General features: G+C 41.5%; 8 protein-coding genes and 5 pseudogenes. 9 read left to right on the top strand and 4 right to left on the bottom strand.

Going from position 1 to position 18,826, the window contains the following annotated elements:
* The first annotated feature begins 462 nt into the window (after positions 1-462).
* From ACQEXR_RS18600 to ACQEXR_RS18565, 8 genes and pseudogenes are all read left to right on the top strand, one after another.
* Positions 463-1,809: an SAM-dependent methyltransferase gene (locus ACQEXR_RS18600; protein WP_427020897.1), complete on the top strand. Its 1,347-nt coding sequence runs from the start codon at positions 463-465 to the stop codon at positions 1,807-1,809.
* 47 nt (positions 1,810-1,856) lie between these two features.
* A complete protein-coding gene (locus ACQEXR_RS18595; RefSeq protein WP_427020896.1) occupies positions 1,857-8,222 on the top strand; it encodes an aminotransferase class I/II-fold pyridoxal phosphate-dependent enzyme in 6,366 nt (2,121 codons plus the stop codon).
* Between the two features lie 5 nt (positions 8,223-8,227).
* The gene (locus ACQEXR_RS18590) at positions 8,228-10,567 is read left to right on the top strand and encodes an efflux RND transporter permease subunit (RefSeq protein WP_427020895.1); all 2,340 of its coding nucleotides are present in this window, start codon (positions 8,228-8,230) and stop codon (positions 10,565-10,567) included.
* A 56-nt stretch (positions 10,568-10,623) separates the two neighbouring features.
* Positions 10,624-11,670: pseudogene (locus ACQEXR_RS18585) on the top strand (IS3 family transposase).
* Between the two features lie 44 nt (positions 11,671-11,714).
* A complete protein-coding gene (locus tag ACQEXR_RS18580; protein ID WP_427020894.1) occupies positions 11,715-12,491 on the top strand; it encodes an outer membrane lipoprotein-sorting protein in 777 nt (258 codons plus the stop codon).
* Complete coding sequence (locus ACQEXR_RS18575; RefSeq protein ID WP_427020893.1) at positions 12,491-13,663, top strand: hypothetical protein; 1,173 nt, start codon at positions 12,491-12,493, stop codon at positions 13,661-13,663. The genes ACQEXR_RS18580 and ACQEXR_RS18575 overlap by 1 nt, the downstream gene beginning before the upstream one ends.
* 101 nt (positions 13,664-13,764) lie before the next feature.
* Positions 13,765-14,310 (top strand): YtfJ family protein, encoded by a 546-nt coding sequence (locus tag ACQEXR_RS18570; RefSeq protein WP_427020892.1) that lies wholly within the window; start codon positions 13,765-13,767, stop codon positions 14,308-14,310.
* Between the two features lie 12 nt (positions 14,311-14,322).
* Positions 14,323-15,012, top strand: coding sequence for a DUF4336 domain-containing protein (locus tag ACQEXR_RS18565; RefSeq protein ID WP_427020891.1), 690 nt, complete (start codon positions 14,323-14,325; stop codon positions 15,010-15,012).
* A gap of 235 nt (positions 15,013-15,247) precedes the next feature.
* Here ACQEXR_RS18565 and ACQEXR_RS18560 read toward each other — a convergent pair.
* Positions 15,248-15,436: pseudogene (locus tag ACQEXR_RS18560) on the bottom strand (transposase domain-containing protein); the annotation flags it as partial.
* Positions 15,437-15,482: 46 nt separating this feature from the next.
* Here ACQEXR_RS18560 and ACQEXR_RS18555 point away from each other — a divergent pair.
* Positions 15,483-16,601, top strand: a pseudogene (locus ACQEXR_RS18555) (IS110 family transposase).
* Between the two features lie 257 nt (positions 16,602-16,858).
* Here the strand turns inward: ACQEXR_RS18555 and tnpC are convergent.
* From tnpC to ACQEXR_RS18540, 3 genes and pseudogenes are all read right to left on the bottom strand, one after another.
* A pseudogene (gene tnpC, locus ACQEXR_RS18550) lies at positions 16,859-18,214 on the bottom strand (IS66 family transposase); the annotation flags it as partial.
* Between the two features lie 59 nt (positions 18,215-18,273).
* Complete coding sequence (gene tnpB, locus ACQEXR_RS18545) at positions 18,274-18,627, bottom strand: IS66 family insertion sequence element accessory protein TnpB (protein ID WP_427020890.1); 354 nt, start codon at positions 18,625-18,627, stop codon at positions 18,274-18,276.
* Positions 18,624-18,826 (bottom strand): annotated as a pseudogene (locus ACQEXR_RS18540) (IS66 family insertion sequence element accessory protein TnpA); the annotation flags it as partial. The pseudogene ACQEXR_RS18540 and the gene tnpB, both read right to left, overlap by 4 nt.

Raw genomic sequence — 18,826 nt, 5'->3', positions numbered from 1 at the left:
TCGCAGGTTCACTGACGTCTCGAATCAATGATAATTTTCAGGTACTCAAGCCTGCATTTTCAAGTTGATTGGGTATAGAATTAATGATAATTTCCAGGTTCTCAAACCTGCATCTTCAAGTTGATTCGGTATATACATTTATATCAATAGTTTATAATTCAAGTTTTATTCAAAGAACCCTGACATCATCACCAGATTATTTATACGACATAGATCTGGATTTTACAAAATACACTAAAATCTTAGATTGCATTTCATATCGTGATATGACACTGGTTCGATCTCCTATTATCATTGGTATTTATCATTGCTACCGATTAATTTAGTCCATATTATACATGCAAATGAGAAAGCCCCCTAAGCAATTGATATAACTAGTTATTAACGAGAAGCTCAATAGCTAGTTATGAGTTATTTTATCAATAACATCCCCTTGCATGGGGAGATATGGAGTTATTCAACATGAATAGTTTGGTTAGTTATCAGCCTCTAAGAGGCAAGGACTTTAGTTCCAAAGAGTTTGACTCAATTGGCTATTTGGAGTCGTTCTTGAGAGCAACTTCGAATTACATGAAGTACTTCCCAACAGGTAAGAAGTTACACTTTAGTATGAGGTTTGTTTCCTTTAGTAGATATGTAGCCCTATTTATCTTGAACAAATGCTCGCTTCACGATCAGTTTAAATTAGGGGTAAAACCGGGCGATATATCCAGTTTATCTCCTCAGATATCTCGTGCATTTATGGATTATCTACTCAAGCTAGAGGTTATTGAATATAGTGATAATACATACAAACTCAAACAAAATTATCAGTCTCCTCTCGAGTGCGATCATTACAGAATACTAAATGCTATTGATATAAAAGATTGGCAAAATGTAATAAAACTGGTTGATAGAGATGACGAATACAGCGAAATATCTAAAGACTTCCTTTATATATACCTTATGAACTGCGTTCGGTATGGTGAACCTATCGATATAAAATTAACGAAAGAATATGGTGTAGATGAATTTTGGAAAAATGCATCAGGTAGTAGTGCTCTTTATTATGAAGTTACAAAAGCAGGTGCTGTAATCGATTTGATGCGTACTGACTTGATAAATATGATTCCGACTACAAATGAAGATGAGTTTTTCTTTTCAAACCTTGGAAGAATGGCCTTCAATTCATTTACATCCGACAATTTTAGATCCGTAATTAAACAATTAAATTCAAAAAGTAACATCGAATCTGTACTGGATATAGGTAGTGGTTTTGGAGATTACATTAACCTTGTAAACTCTAATTTCACAGTAAAGGAAATACATGGCGTCGAGCGTCAAGAAGCAGCGTATAAAAAACTTGAAAAGCGATTTAAAGACTTTAATAACATAACTATTCACAACCAAGACATCATGGAACTTGATATTGAAAGGCAGGTCGATGCAGTATTTCTGATTTATGTACTATTTTATTTCAGCTTAGAGCAACAGTTAGACTTGTTTAAAAGGCTACAATCTATGCTGAGTGATGACGGAAGGATCGTTGTAGGTCAGTACTATCCTCACATCGAGGCATTACGGAAAGAAATAGCCGTCGCAAATAAAGACTATGGTTTCAGAAGGAAGGTTGACATGTTTTTGGCTAATAAGCTGCAATATGCGGAAGTTATGCTTAATGATAGCGTAGCCTCTTTCGACAGCGCCGAGCGTTGGGATCTATTCAATAACATGTTAGATGAGGTAGGATTAGAAGTTGAATCAATAACTAATGCGGACCCATACTACTACTCTATTTTTGTAGTAATTAAAAAAAGTCATCATCTTTAAATAACAGTTCGAAACTCCGTTCATAATTTGGCCTAGTGGTAACTCAAGTGAAAAAAGAAATGAATACTATTTTAGATAGCCTTGATCATTGGGCCGCAGAAACTCCTAACAACATTGCATTCACTTTCCTTGCAAGCCGAAAGTCCGAACCAATTTCTATTAGCTACAAGATACTAAGGCAGAAGGCATTAGAACAAGCTCAATACTTATCAAGTCGTAATGTCTTTAACCGCAGAGTTCTTCTACAGTTTGAGCCAGGATTGGAGTTTGTCGTAGCATTACTAGCCTGCTTTTACAGTGGTTCGATAGCAGTTCCGCTACAGCTTCCAACTAACAGAAAGACCATCGGAAAAATTAACCATGTCAGTGAAGATGCGGATATTGATTTAATTTTTAGCACTAGGAAAGTGTACGAAAAACAAAGCACATGGAGTCATCACTATCCGAAACTATCTAATTCCCGTTGGATATTTGCAGAAGAGTTAGAGCAAATAAACGATCAGATTTTGCCCGAAGTTGACGCAGAACAATTGGCGTTTTTGCAATATACATCGGGTTCAACTGGTGATCCCAAAGGGGTAATGGTCAATCACTTTAATTTACTGAGCAACGTATATTCTATTCAAAAACTAGTCGATGCAAAACCTGGAGAGACTAGTGTCAGTTGGTTACCCGCCTATCATGATATGGGCCTAATTGGTTCAATCCTTACTGCTTTGTATTCTGGTGTGCATCAAGTAATGATGGCGCCGATGACTTTCATAAAAAGCCCTCTTTTTTGGCTGGAGACAATTGCAAAATATCGCGCTCGTTACTCCCCAGCCCCCAATTTTGCCTATGAATTGTGCATTGAAAAAGTATCACCAGAACAATGTCGAGAGCTTGACCTCAGCTGCTGGGAGCATGCACTCAACGGTGCCGAACCGATTCGGCAAGAAGTTATGGAGCAGTTTGTTAGTCATTTTAGTGAATCACAAATATCTCCAACAGTATTTACTCCATGCTACGGAATGGCGGAAACAACGTTGCTCGTTTCGGGTGGCAGCTATCTACTTGGCAATAGCTATTATTCCGTAGATGAAGCAGCCTTATTACAACATGAAGTAACTGAGTGTAGTGCAGATACAGTCAGTTCAAAACGAGTTGTAAATTGCGGCCACCCATTCAATTTAGACATTGAAATTGTAGATCCTGTTGATAGCACCCCTTGCGAGGCGAATCAAATTGGAGAAATCTGGGTCTCTGGTGATAGCGTTGCACAAGGCTATTGGGGTAAGCCAGAAATAACTAATGAAATATTTCGAGCTCGCATACAAGGTAGAGCTGAACAATGTTACCTAAGAACAGGTGACTATGGTTTTATGAAAAATGGAGAGCTGTTTGTTACGGGGCGCTTAAAGGATCTCATTATCCTAAATGGGAGCAATATTTACCCACAGGACGTTGAATACGTTGTTGAGAGCCTAGATAAGTCTATAGGTAGTGTTGTTGCTTTTCAGAGCCAGAAACAAATAGCCTTAGTGGTTGAAACAAGGTTAAAAAACAAGGATCATCAAGGTGCCCTGATCAATAAGATACGTCAACAACTTAGCCTTCAACTCCCATATCCTGTTGGTAGCATCTCATTGATTAAGATTGGAGCTATCCCTAAAACATCAAGTGGGAAAGTCCAACGCAGAGAAACCTGTCTTCGTCACGAAGCCTGTGATTTTGATATCATTTTATCAGACTCGGCTACGAATCAAGATACGGATAAATATTGTGTATCGCACAGGCCTACCGACATTTCAGTATGTGAAGTGACCGACTGGTTAGCTAAACGTATTGCTGAAGAAAACAGCATTAGCGTAAACGACATCGATATAAATCAACCTTTCTTGCAATATGGGTTGGATTCAGTAAAAGCAGTTGGGATATGTGGTGAGCTTGAGAATGAGTTTGGCTTTGATGTCCCGGTTGCACTAGTTTGGGAGTACCCAACAATCTCTTCTCTAAGTGAGTACCTAGCTACACAGTTCCAAACAAGTTCTACTCCTTCAAAAGCTACCACTGATAATAATACGAAAGACTTAGCGATTATCGGCATCGGTTGTAATTTTCCTGGTGCACGCAACGTAGATGAGTTTTGGAAACTATTGGTCGACGGGAGAAATGCTGTTCGGTCTATACCTTTAGACCGTTGGAGTCCGGTCAACGAAAAGAAACGTAGAGGACTATGTAGCGATCTACCACAGCATGCGGGTATGTTGGAAGATATATCATTGTTTGACGCAGGCTTTTTCGGAATATCTAAACCGGAGGCTCCTTACATTGATCCTCAACAACGCCTTTTATTAGAAGCAACACACAGCACCATGGAAGATGCTGGACTCCCCGCTTTCGTTAGAGATACCACTCGCTCGATAGGTGTTTTTATTGGGATTGGAAACAATGACTATTCACGCAGAATTGATCCCGATGATATCAGCCCATATAGTGCAACAGGAAATGCATCAAGCATCGCAGCCAATCGAATCTCATATACCTTTAACTTTGACGGCCCCAGTTTAGCAATCGATACTGCTTGCTCTTCTTCGATGGTAGCTATCCATCAAGCTGCAAGTGCATTACTCAACGAAGAATGCTCAATGGCGCTTGCTGGTGGGGTTAACTTAATGCTTTCTGCAGACATAGATGTTGCTTTGTCTGGTCATGGAATGATGTCGGCAGATGGTCGATGTAAGACGTTCGACCAAAACGCCGATGGATATGTTCGTGGTGAGGGGGTGGGACTTGTTCTACTGAAACCATTAGCCCAAGCTATAGAAGATAGAGATTCAGTTTATGCTGTATTGAAAAGTTCAGTAGTGAATCAGGATGGACACAGCCAATCTATAACAGCTCCAAACGGACTATCTCAATCAGTCGGTTTAGCGAAAGCACTATCCTTGGCAAACATTACTCCAGAAACTATCGGTATGGTTGAAACTCATGGTACTGGAACACCTTTGGGGGACCCGATCGAAATTAGAGCACTACAAAGAGTATTAGATGCATCGCACTCGGTGGCAAGGATTCCTTGTTCTGTAGGTTCGGTAAAAACAAATTTAGGTCACCTCGAATCAGCAGCTGGCATCGCCGGATTTATTAAGGCAGTATTGTCAATCCACCACGGTGTACTACCAAAGCACCTAAATTTCGAAACCTTAAGTTCACACATTAGCTTTGAAAACAGCCGCCTAAACATTCAACAAAACTCTAGTTCTTGGGGAAATGAATTTCCACGACGTGCTGTTGTTTCTTCTTTTGGATTCGGTGGGACCAATGGTTTTACAGTGCTCGAGCAATATAGCAATCATAAAGAGCACCTTACAGACGAAGTAGATGTTAATGAACCAGTAGTCGTAGCACTTTCTGCTCATAATCAAGAGGCCCTGTCTAGTCAGATTCAACAGTGGGTTAAGATAGCTAACAACTCAAAACCTGAACAACGCATTGGTTATAGCCATAAACTCAATAAAGTTAGAAGTGGTTTTCAATGGCGAAGTGTTGCTGTTTTACCTAACGCAGCCGCTCTCGTTGATGAAGGTGATTTCTCTGTACAATCAACCCCTTTTAAAAAATATGACCTAAGGCCTGTGTTTGTCTTTGGGGGGCAAAGTTCCCAGCGTCCTGAAATGGGGATAGAGCTCTACCAACGTTGTACTGTTTTCAGAGATCACATGAACGAATGTAGAAAGGTCCTAGAGGAAAAGTTTGACCTAGATCTTTTCACCTTGATTCATCAACAAGAAAGAAATAATACAGTTGATGTACAACCAGCCTTATTCTGTGTGGAGTACTCGTTAGCAAAGCTGTGGATGTCAGCTGGAATTAAACCCGCTGCCGTTGTCGGGCATAGTTTGGGGGAATTTGTAGCGGCTTGTATTTGTGGGGCATTAACTCTTGAAGATGCACTTTACCTTGTTGTCAACCGTGCCCAACTAATGCAAACAATGCCTTTGGACAGCGTAATGTTGTCTATAGAAGCCAGCATAGAAGCAATCACATCCCTATTCGAGAACCAGGCATCACACTTGAGCTATGAAATATCAGCTTTTAATGATGCAACCAACACTGTAATTTCTGGCCCAGAAAGTGAGTTACCACAATTAGTCGAATTGCTTAGGTCTGCTAAGTGGAAACACCCTCGTTTAGCTGTTTCTCATGCTTTCCACTCTAAACAAATGGATCCTATCTTGAATCCGTTTGAGCTCTTAGCAACTGAAGTTAGCTCCAAAACAAGTAATTGCTTATTTGTGTCAACATTAACAGGAAAACCTATTGATACCTTGGAACTTACTCCTGAATACTGGGCTCGTCAACTTAGAAAACCAGTGTTGTTCAAGCAGGCGATTGAAGCTATAGCATCGCAAGGATTTGAACATTTTATCGAGATTAGCCCTAAACCAGTGATGACACCAATCTTGAATAGATTGACTCCGGAGTCATGGGTAACGCCTACTCTTAGCCCTCAGGCTAACCAAGGCGAATGGCTGTCATTTAATCGCCACCTAGCAGACTCATTTATGGCCGGTTTTGATCCGAAATGGTCAATTCTCAATAAATTAGCCACAAAACCTTTGACGTTACCAGAATACCCCTATCAAAAACAAAAATATTGGCTACCTGAATTAATCCAAGGGAACAACAATAATATGGAAACAAAACAAGCACCTCATGCAACTAACTCAACTAAAGATGGTGCACTTCAATTGATGCATGAACACCTCGCTATTATGAGTAAGCAACTTATTGTGCTAGAGACGATGACTGGTAAGAGTGCCCACAGCCTTTCGATGACTAAACCTGAAGCAACTAGTTCGGAGCTGCTATTGACAGAGCAAAGTCTATATTTAAATTCGGCTTGTGATGAGGTTGGAGTGTCGACTGAAGAGGCCGTGTATATCGCAATTGCTAAGGTACTGAATCTTCCGAAAGACCATGTTCAGCCCCATCTAAATACAAAATTTGATTTGGGCTTCGACTCTTTGCTAAGCGCACAGTTCGCTAAAGAAATGGAAAAACAGCTTCCGACATTTAGTCCCGACTCTGTTAACGCTTTACTCTCTCAATTACAGGGTGGAGTTACTGTTGGTAAATTGGTAACGCTACTAGACCCAACCTCAACATCACCTGTTACTCAAAATTCCGACTTCTCCATCGCTTCCAATGAACAGATAGCTTCCCACGATTTCACACGTTTTGATGAATACGTAGCCTTAAAAAATCGGCTAGAACAAGTACCTGGTGAGTTGCCTTTTTTCCGCTGCCATGAAGGTATAGCTGGAGCAGAACTTACTATTAGCGACAAGAAATATATTAACTTCTCGAGCTATAACTATATTGGTCTGGGCGGAGAGGAAGAGGTTAACGGTGCAGCTAAGGACGCAATAAACAACTATGGAACAAGCGCATCGGCTTCTCGACCTATATCTGGGGAAAAACCTATTCACGGTGAACTAGAAAAGAAAATAGCAGATTTTCTAGGGACCGAAAGTGCGGTCGTGTTCCTGGGCGGACATGCCACGAATGAAACGACTATTGGTCACTTGTTTGGTGAAGGTGACTTAATTCTTCATGATGCAGAAATTCATAACAGTGTCATGCAAGGTGCCATTATGTCAGGCGCTACTCGACGTAACTTTCCACATAATGATTGGGCTGCTTTAGACCTACAACTCTCTCAAATTGCCCACCTATACAATCGTATACTAATTGTCATTGAGGGTGTTTACAGCATGGATGGTGACATACCTGAACTAGATAGATTCATCAAAATCAAGAAGAAATATCAAACAGTATTGATGGTAGATGAAGCTCACTCAATTGGAACAATAGGTGGTACTGGTCGAGGCATAGGCGAAGTATATGATGTTAACCGAACAGATGTAGATATCTGGATGGGGACTCTAAGTAAATCTTTCGCTTCTTGTGGAGGATACATCGCTGGAAGAACAGAGTTGATTGAGTATCTAAAATACACTGCTCCAGGTTTTCTGTTCAGTGTTGGGATGTCCCCTGCTAACGCAGCCGCCGCTCTGGCTTCTATAGAGTTGTTAGAGAGACAGCCGGATAGAATCGCAAAATTGAAAGAAAATAGTAGTTACTTCTTGAGTAGCGCAAAACAACGTAACTTTAATACTGGATACAGTGAAGACACTCCTGTAATACCAGTTATCATTGGTGATTCTGAACTAACGCTGCGCATGTCGGAGTATTTATATCAACATCAAATCAATGTGATGCCTGTAGTATACCCAGCCGTTGAAGAAAACGCCGCTCGACTAAGGTTCTTTATCTCCTCTCAACATACAACGGAACAACTTAACTTTACCTTAAACGTTCTGGAGGAGGCTCTAGCTCAATGCTGTAAATCACAAAAAATAGGCTAATAATCATGAAATCTATAATCAATTTCATCGTAACTAGGCCTGCTGCCACTTTAATGAGTGCGCTACTTTTATGTATCGTGGCTGCACTAGGTAGTTATAAACTCAATCTATCTACAGATTATCGTCTCTATTTCAGCGACGATAATCCTCAGTTGCGTGATTTTTCTCAAATGGAAAGTACATTTTCCAGAAATGACAACGTGTTCTTTGTTCTGGCGCCTAAAGATGGGAAGCTATTCACCAATCAAAACATAGAAGCAATTAAGTGGCTAACTGAAGAATCATGGCAATTGCCTTATTCAATTCGAGTTGATTCTATAAGTAATTATCAACATAGCCACTCCCATGATGATGATCTTGAGGTAGGAGACCTTTTACCGAGTCAGCCTGTATCACTATCAAGCAAGGAACTAGAGCAATATGAGGCTACTGCTGTTAATGAGCCTTTGCTGATAAATAGACTGATTAACTCCAATGCTACCGTAACTGGAGTCAATGTTCGTTTTCAACTGCCGGGTATTCACAACAATACCGAGTTGGCAGAGGTTGCTGATGCTGCATATGTACTTCGAAATCAATTTCTTGAGCAGTACCCTGAGTTTGATGTTTACCTCACTGGATTTATCATCATGAACTATGCGATGCCAAAAGCGTCGCAAGATGACATGGTTCAACTATTTCCTCTGATGTTATTAGCTATTACCCTGGTTGCATTTGGATTGTTCAGGTGTTGGAAAACCACAGCTGTTTTAATGGGGACACTATTGATAATCATCGGTAGCGCCATGGGGTTAGCTGGTTGGATGGGGATAGTACTAACTCCGCCCACGATGGCAGCTCCAGTTGTGATCCTTACATTAGCAGTCGCTGATTCGGTACATATTTTACTTGGCTACCGTAAATCATATGGTGTTTCGGAGAACAAAGTCGAGGCGATGAAGAACAGCCTTGCGAGTAATCTTCGTCCAGTATTTCTAACAACATTGACTACATCGCTCGGATTCTTGAGTATGAATATGAGCGACTCTCCTCCATTTAGAGATCTTGGAAATATTATATCGAGTGGGATATGGGTTGCGATGCTACTTAGCATAACATTACTTCCTTCGATCATGATGTTCGTAAACACCAAGAATTCTTCCGGAAAAGGTGTCGACGAATTAGGTTCATTGTACTTTCGTCAATTGGCTCGTTGGATTTATCAGCACGCTAAAATGATGTTACTCCTAAACGCCGTGCTTATAACAGTCTTAGTTGCATTCATATCTCGTAATGAACTGAATGACGAGTTTGTTAAGTATGTCTCTGAGGAAGTGGACTTTCGTAAGAGTACAGAGTTTGCCGCAAGTAACCTAAGCGGAATCTATACAATGGAATACAAATTAGATTCTGGAGAACCTAATGGTATTTCCGCCCCCGATTATTTGGCAGAAGTTGAGTTATTCACTGAGTGGTTACGTGACCAGCCAGAGATCGTTCATGTTGCTAGTCTGGCTGACATTCTAAAACGCCTAAATATGAACATGCATGGCGATGACCCACTTTTTTATAAACTTCCTACTGACAAAGCAGAAACTTCCCAATACTTGCTACTCTTTGAGATGTCTTTGCCGGCAGGTTTAGATCTTACCGATCAAATTAACTTAGATAAGTCAGCTATTCGAGTCATCGTTACCCTTAAAGACAATTACTCTACAAACGAGTTCCTGCAACTGGAGCAACGAGCAGATAGTTGGATGAGCAAACACACCCCTGCTCTACGTTCACTACCAAGCAGCCCTACAATGATGTTTACACACATTGGAAAACGCAACATTAACAGTATGTTGATTAGTACCGTCATGGCCTTGGTACTAATCTCTGGTTTGCTAGTTGTTACTTTCAAATCTCTTCGCTTAGGCTTACTGAGTATGTTACCTAACATAGCACCTGGCCTAATGGGGTTTGGATTATGGGGGCTTATAAATGGTCAGGTAGGACTCGCTCTCTCAATGGTTGCTAGCCTCACTATGGGGATAGTTGTCGATAACACCATACATTTCATTTCTAAATATAAACTATATCGCCATGAACAAAACTTGAGTATCGAAGAAACCTTAAGTGAGACATTTGAACGACTAGGCTTGGTAGTGTTTGCAACTAACGTAATTCTAATTAGCGGGTTTGCCATATTAGTTTTTAGTGATTTCACGCCAAATGGAGATATGGGATTGCTTACTTGCATAACTCTTGCTTTTGCTTTATTTACAGACTTGTTACTCCTACCGGCTCTTCTAATAATGTTTGACCATCCAAATTTAAAAGCTAAAACACCCGAATGCCGATGTAAACCTCCCCTAAACTAGTGGCATACCATTTTAGAGTTCTTCGGCTTAGACTGAGTATAGAAGGAGAACCCGCGATGAAAAAATCACGTTACTCAGAAACACAAATCGTCAAAATCTTAAAAGAAGTGGAAGTGGGTCGTAAGGTCAATGAAGTGTGCCGTGAATACGGCATTTCAGATGCCACCTACTACAACTGGAAAGCAAAATACGGTGGGATGGAAGCCTCTGAAGTCAAACGCCTTAAAGACTTAGAAAAGGAGAATCGTCGCTTGAAAGCCATGTTTGCTGAGTTGAGCTTAGAGCATCAAATTCTCAAAGACATCGTAGAAAAAAAGCTGTAAAGCCAGCGATAAGACGCGAACTGGTTGAGTATGCCAGACAACGGCACAATGCCAGTTTACGTCTTGCTTGTCGCGCAGTTGGCATTAGTGATTCGGTTTATCGATACCAGCCTACGGTTTTAGCAAATTGCTCAAAATACTTCGTCGCTGGGGACATGGCTGGAATCATAAACGGATATATCGGATTTACTGCGAACTCAAACTCAATAGGCGTCGTAAAGGGAAAAACGCTTACCAACTCGTTCGCCTGAGCCGCTTAATGTGCCTATGGTAGCTAACCAGTGTTGGTCGATTGACTTTATGAGTGACAGCTTACAGTGCGGACGTCGATTTAGAACCTTCAACGTAGTGGATGACTTCAATCGTGAAGCACTCGCTATCGAAGTGGATTTAAGCCTCCCTGCGCAACGAGTGGTTCGAGTACTTGAACGAATCATTGCATGGCGAGGTTATCCAGAAAAGTTGCGAATGGATAATGGTCCAGAGTTCGTCTCTGTGACGCTAGCGACTTGGGCTGAGGAGCATGATATCAAGCTGGAATTTATCCAGTCAGGTAAACCGACTCAGAACTCCTATGTCGAACGATTTAACCGTACGTATCGCACAGAGATCCTCGATATGTATGTGTTCAGAACCTTGAATGAAGTGCGTGAGCTAACAGAAAACTGGATACGAGAATACAACGAAGAACGTCCCCATGATGCCCTCAACGATCTGACACCATGGGAATATTTAATGAAGAATGAACAAACCGAAACCTCTAATTATGGGCGCAACTAATTAGGGGAGGTTTACACCATCAAACCGTAAAGGGATCTTAATACATGAAAAAGATGTTACTTACCTTACCTATAATTGCACTGTTGATAACAGGACAAGTCCTAGCGGATGCAAGCGGAAAAGGTTATGAAATCGCAAAGCGAGCGAATGAAACATACAATGGTTATGGTGACTCGCAATCGCGATTAAGAATGTTGTTATCAAATAAAAGTGGAGATGTAGCAGAACGTAAACTAAGTATGAGTATGATGGAACAAGAAGGAGGGGAATTAAGCTTAATCGTCTTCGAAACTCCACAAGATGTTAAAAACACTTCATTACTAACAAACAGTTCGTCTGGAAAAGATAAGCAATGGCTATACCTCCCCATTCTTAAACGTGTAAAGCGTATTTCTGGTGCTAAGAAAAGTAGTGCATTTTTAGGTTCAGAGTTTTCATATGAAGATTTCTCTTCAATGGATGTAGATAAGTATCGATATGAGTACATTCAAGAGGAAGTGTTAGAAGGCCATCAGGTTTACGCAGTAAACCGCTATCCAATCGATGTCAATTCTCGATACCAAAAACAAATTGTTTGGTATGACGTCGATAGTTACCTTCCTTTAAAAATTGAATTTTATGACCAGAAAGATTGGCTGATAAAGACCCTCACATTTTCTGACTACCAAGCATATTTGAACAAGAAAATTTGGAGAGCCAAAAAAATGTCAATGAAAAACTTAGTTACTGGCAAGTCGACGACTCTAGTGTTAGATGGAATCGAATTCAACACAGGGCTTAGAAAAGGTGACTTTCATCCGCAACGACTCAAGGTTAAGTAATGAAATTTTGGAAGATATTCGCTCTAAACTGCTTAGTTATACCTATGAGCCAAGCAGCGGAAATAGAAGGAAGTATTGAATATCAATTTCAGCACTTCATTTCAGCTCCATCTTATTCGAGTCAAGAAAATAGTGCAGAAAATTCTGTTCGAGTTCAACTTGATCTCTCAGAGCATTGGGGGGACATATCACTTGATAGTGAAATACTGGTTCAAGTGAACATTCCTGACTCTGATAGGAATTACGCTGATATTCAAAAGCTTGTTATTAGTAAAAACTTAGATACCGGTGTCGCTTTAATAGGCATAGATCAAGTTTACTGGAGCGTAACTGAAACTCGAAGCTTGACCAACATAGTCAATCAGGTTGATGCCAGAAATTCAATCTATGAAGACGAGTACTTAGGTCAACCATTAGTCGGTTTTCGCAAGTTTGGAGAGGCGTATGCTGCAGAGGTATATTGGTTACCGCTATCTCGTGAAAGGTACTTTCCTAGTCCGGAATCACGTCTTCGCCTTGCCACCATAGTAAGCAATGATGCCAACTTTGAAAGTAGCAAAGAAAAACATCATCAGGACTGGGCAGCCCGTTATTTACATTACCTTGGAGATTCCGAAGTGGCTATTTCTTATTTCCAAGGAACGCAACGTCGACCAATTATGGAACCAGAGGTTGCTCATAATGGGATTATTCTTACCCCATTCTATCCTTTGCTCAAACAATGGGGCTTTACGGGATTGCACGTTACTGAAAATACGATCTACAAAATTGAGGCCGTTCATCGTAGTACTGATTTAGATAGTTATGTCAGTGGAGATATAGGTATCGAAAACAATACGCCAATACCTTACACGGAAGCTGATGTTGATTTCTTTGTTGAATACTTGTGGGATGAACGCGCTGATAAAGCTAATACACCATATCAAAATGATCTATCTCTCTCAACCAGACTTAATCTAAATGATATGCAGAGTTCAGAGGTGCGCTTTTCATGGGTAAAAGATCTGACCGAAAGTACTAGTTTGTACCGGCTTCAGTTCAATAGGCGCCTTTTCGATTCGTTATCTATCGATCTAGATGCGACTTGGATAGACGGTGAGTATCCGACAGACCCTTTAAGATCAATGAAAAATGATGACTACATTAGATTATCCGTAGCATATAGTTTTTGACAAATCGATTCAGTCATCTGGTTATATCTATTTCTGAGTAAGCCCCCTCGTTTCGTTATTGAAGCCCTATTGCTATAGGATGACAAAGGTAAAGTAACATAATGATAAATTGGAAATATAAGTTTTGCTTGTACAAGATATTATTAGTTTTTTCATTTTCGCTGAATGCTGCTGGCATAGAGTTATCAGGAGAATCGGGCGGGTATATAAATGGCAACTCGTGGAATATTGCAGATCTTCTAGGGAAGGTGACTACCCTATTCTATATCGATCCAAGCGAAGAAACTCTAAACCCTGAACTGGAAGCTCGGCTTGAAGCCGAGCATTTCCCAATAGAAGCGAGCAACTCAGTAGTCATTGTTAATACTGATAAGAGCTGGATTCCAGATTTCGTAATTGAAAAGGTCATTAAAAGTAAACAAGAGTCTCACCCTAATACGTTATTTGTTGTCGATAAGTCGAGTAAATTGAGCAACGTCGGGTGGTTGCCTTCTCCTGGTTATGTCGTCGTAGTTTTAGACCCTCGAGGTAAGAAAATTTACCAAAAAGAGGGAAAGTTTAACTCGGGTGAAATAGACCTCTTGATTACCTTAATTCGCGACACTATCGCGGGTAATGAAGTAAATGCACCCAAAAAAATCAATTAATGGTGATAGCATATGTTAACAAAAGTTGATACTGGTATATGGGTTTATAATGGCCCGAGCGTACAATTCTACCACGTTCCATTCCCAACTCGCATGGTCGTAGTTCAACTTGACAACAATGAGTTATGGATTCACTCTCCTTGTCACTTAGACACAGAGCTTAAAAACGAAATAGAAAAGCTCGGAGTTGTTAAGTACCTCATCAGCCCCAATAAGCTCCATCACTTATTTCTTAAGGAATGGATAGATGCTTATCCAGAATCGAAATGCTATGCATCACCAGGAGTCGCCCGAAAAAGACCAGACATACCATTTTACAAAGAACTAAGCGACAAGCCTGAAGCACAATGGCAAGACATGATAGAACAGCTTGTTTTCCGTGGAAGTTTCGCAATGGAAGAGGTGGTTTTTTATCATAGGAATTCAAAGACCCTAATCGTTACAGACTTAGTTGAAAACTTCGCCCCTTCCTCTTTAAGCTACATCCACCGTATTTTTGCTCGTATTGCAGGTATTTTAGCACCTACTGGAAAGACCCCATTAGATTGGAGGTTAACTTTTATATTTAATAAGAAAGTGGCGAATAGCTGTTTCCAAAACATGATTTCTTGGAAGCCGGAACGCCTTATTATGGCCCATGGACAAATTATTGAAAAAAAAGCAACCGAGTTTCTTCGGAAGTCGTTCAGTTGGCTTATATAAATAGTTGTTTCTCTTATCAATACATACAGAGATGATTTTCTCTAACATAATGCCCTCTTTCATGAACTAGCAACGCATTAGGGCTTTTCAGCGCAAGTTGCGTAAGCGGTCACCTCGGAAGATTTGTTTACCTTTGTCCTATTGCGAGCTTTACTGGTAGCACAGTAAGCGGTTTTTCAATACAAAAACTTATCCGTATAAAGTATCCGCCCCATGATCCCACGGTGCGACACTGCTAGTGTTTGAAGTTCCAAGGCAGGAGCGCATCGATATCTGGCTCCGCTTTCGCCAGCTCTTTCATATACTTGACCATATAGTCGTAAAGGATAAGACCATTGGCTTTCGCGGTCTCGACGATACTGTAAAGCATCGCACTCGCTTCAGCTCCATTGGGATTGGTCGAGAAGAGCCAGATGGTATGACCTTATATACTAAGACTCACCTATGGTGCATTTTTGGAGGTCATCAATATGAAATCCGTCAACTACTCTGCTTACATTGGGCTAGATGTACACAAGGACACTATTGCCGTTGCGGTTGCAAACCCAGAACGGCAAGGGGAAGTGCGATTCTATGGCAATATTTCTTCAGCAAAAGACTCCGTCATTCGGCTAACGAAGAAGCTCATCAAGCTCCACGGCTCTATTCTTGTCTGCTACGAAGCAGGACCTACTGGCTATGGACTATATCGATTGTTGCTCAGCATGAATATCGATTGTACCGTTGTTGCCCCCTCTAGAATTCCTAAGATATCGACTAATAAGATCAAAAATGATCATCGAGATGCAGTTGCTCTCGCTCGACTATTAAGAGCGGGTGAGTTGGTAGATGTCTGGGTTCCCGACATGACACATGAAGCTATGCGCGATCTAGTTAGAGCTAGAAGCTGTGCGAAAAAAGATACTAAGGTTGCTAAGCAACGTATCCAGAGTATTCTTCTGAGAACAGGAAAACGTTACGAGAAAAAAATGTGGACTGTTCGCCACCGAGTATGGCTCGCAAATCAATCTTTTCCTATCGCCTCCCAGCAAATAGCATACGAGCATTATCGACAGAGCTTAGAGTAAATAGAAAATCGAATAGAGCAACTAGACCAAGAAATTGATCGATTACTACCTAATTGGTCCTTATACAACCTCGTCAATCAGTTACAAGCGTTAAAAGGTGTTGGTCGTACCATCGCTATCTCTGTAGCGACTGAACTCGGAGACTTTTCACGATTTAGTAATCCTAAGCAAATTATGGCATTCCTTGGCCTAATACCTGGTGAGTACTCTAGTGGTAGCACTACTCGTAAATTCGGAATTACTAAAGCTGGTAATGTTGAGTTAAGACGGCTGCTGTATGAGGCTGCATGGGCTTACAGGAATAATGCAAAAGTTGGTAACTGGTTAGTGACTTACCGTCCCGACAGCGTCTGCCAAGAGGCCAAAGATATTTCTTGGAAGGCTCAGCAAAGGTTGTGCTTTCGCTATCGGAGCTTAGTTGCTAAGGGAAAGAAATCACAAGTCGCCATTACTGCTGTTGCAAGAGAATTGCTTGGCTTTATGTGGGATATTGCTGTATCCACACGGAGCCAGAAAGCATAAAATTTGCCTGAAAGTGAAGAAGATCAAGGTGAGTAATCCTCGTTAAGAATTTAAGTCGACCACTCGGTTAGATACTAGCAGCCAGATAGAGGTAAACTCATTACGAAAACCATTTTGGGGCTAAAGATCCCCGAATAAGAGTATGTATAACCCAAGTAATTGCTGATTCACTTTCAGGCGATTCTAGCGTTGAAAACATGCCTCGCCTCACAGAGGAGAGAGAGGTTTTGTCGAAAAACTTGAAAAAGGTCATAAGAGTTCTTTCTCCCAATAACCAGCGACTTAATGGCGCGTTCAGCGCGATTGTTGTCTATCGATAAGTGACCGTCATCGATATAGCGGATAAGATTCGGCCATTGGCCGAGCGTGTATTTTATCGCTTTACCCAGCGGGCTAGACTCTATCACTCGTTGAGACGTCATCCACTCGTACAACTCTTCCAGTATCGGCTTGGCATGGATTTGACGTTCTGCTTTTCTGTTTTCAGCAGACTCACCTTTTAAACGTGATTCTATTCCATAAAGCTTCTGGATTTTGGCCAGCGCTTTATCCGCTTTACCTGACTTGCCTTTGCCTTGAAGCTTTTTCGCGTCCATGAACTTGCGCCGAGCATGCGCGAAGCAACCGACATTGGTGACGAGATGAAGCCCATCATAAGCACCATAACCATCGGTTTGCAGATAGCCATCATAGTTACCCAAGAAGGCAACAGGGCACGCCCTCGCGCGACTGTTTTGATAGTCGTACAAGGCGATATTCTTCACATTAGGCAGTGCGGCACCTGGCGAGTCCGCGTCCGAGCAGTAGAGCCACATGTAACACTGCTTATCTTCTTTGAGCACATTGAGCGGCGTTTCATCCGCCTGAACCACGACTTGTTGAAGTAAGTGCTCTTTTAGGGCGGCATAGAGTGGTTTGAACTTCTCACTGACTTGGATAATCCACCTTGCCATGGTGGTTAGTGATAGTTCGATACCCGACTGGGTAAACAGCGATTCTTGGCGATACAGTGGCATCGCGTATTGATATTTACCGAGGATGATATTGGCCAGTAAGCTTTCTGTGGCGAAGCTCTTAGGGATAATGCTTTGTGGCGCTGGCTTTTGAGCGATGCGGCTGTTGTCCTGAGTTTGCTCGCACTGGCGACAAGCATATTTAGGACGAACATATTCCAGCACTTTGAGCACCGCTGGCGTGAACTCAAGTTTCTCGCTACGGTCTTCACCGATTTTATGCAGGTTATGTTGGCAGCAAGTGCACTGCTTTTCATGGTCGTCTAAATCAAGTTCGATAACTTCACGAGGCAAGCTCTTTGGCAGTGGTCTGCGTTTACCGCGTTTCTTCGTTGTGATGGTCGTTGTGACAACGTCAACCGCTTCTTCTTTAGCAGCTTCACACTCCGCTTCGTTGAAGAGGTCACCTTGGGATTCATTGTAAGGCTTTAACGCCTCCGAGCGTTTAGCGAACTGGCGGTCGAAGGCTAGTTTGAGTTGTTCAAGTAGCGACTGGCGTTCTTGTTTCAATTGGATTTCTGACGCCATCAGCGCTTTCACCATCGCTTGTAGCTCGGCAACATCTTGACTTTCTGGGTTGATATTTGGCGTCTTTTTCATGGCGTTGATTATACCCAAATCATGCCATGAATGCTTGGTGGATAAGGCTTTAATATCGATTAAGTCATTGTAAAATCGTTTATTTCAATGGGTTTATGGCCGATAATCGTGAAACCTGAAAGCAGTCTCTCAAGCTCGAATTGAGTCAGGATAAACACTTCGTTTTGCTCTTTTGTAGGCCATTTGTACTTGGCTTTTTCGAGGCGTTTATACCAGAGAGCGAAGCCTGTTTTATCCCAGTACAACACTTTGATTTTGTCGCGCTGTTTGTTGGTGAACAGGAACAGTGCGCCACTCCCTACAGGTAAGTCGGTGTCACTTTCGATTATCGCAGCCAGGCCGTTAATGGATTTTCTAAAATCGACGCTTTCACGATAGAGATAGATTTCGGGAGCACTGAGCATGCGTTTCATGACAGCGCACCGATAAGCTCAGCGAGATAGGCTGCTGGCGTGCCTTGTGGGATGCTCAGTTCAACATTGTTTACAATCAGTGTCATGTTGGCCACTGCAATGTGAGTGGCTTGATACCTAGTGGTTTTTTCAACGACTTCTGCTTTAACAAAGCCAACCGTGTTCGGTTTTTCGATGTGCTTTAACTGTTGGCGCTTAG

The organism is Vibrio sp. TRT 2004 (genome assembly GCF_050113735.1).
In the GTDB taxonomy this organism is placed as follows: Bacteria; Pseudomonadota; Gammaproteobacteria; order Enterobacterales; family Vibrionaceae; genus Vibrio.
The sequence above is the reverse complement of the archived record's forward strand: the minus strand, read 5'-3'. Positions and strand labels throughout refer to the sequence as shown.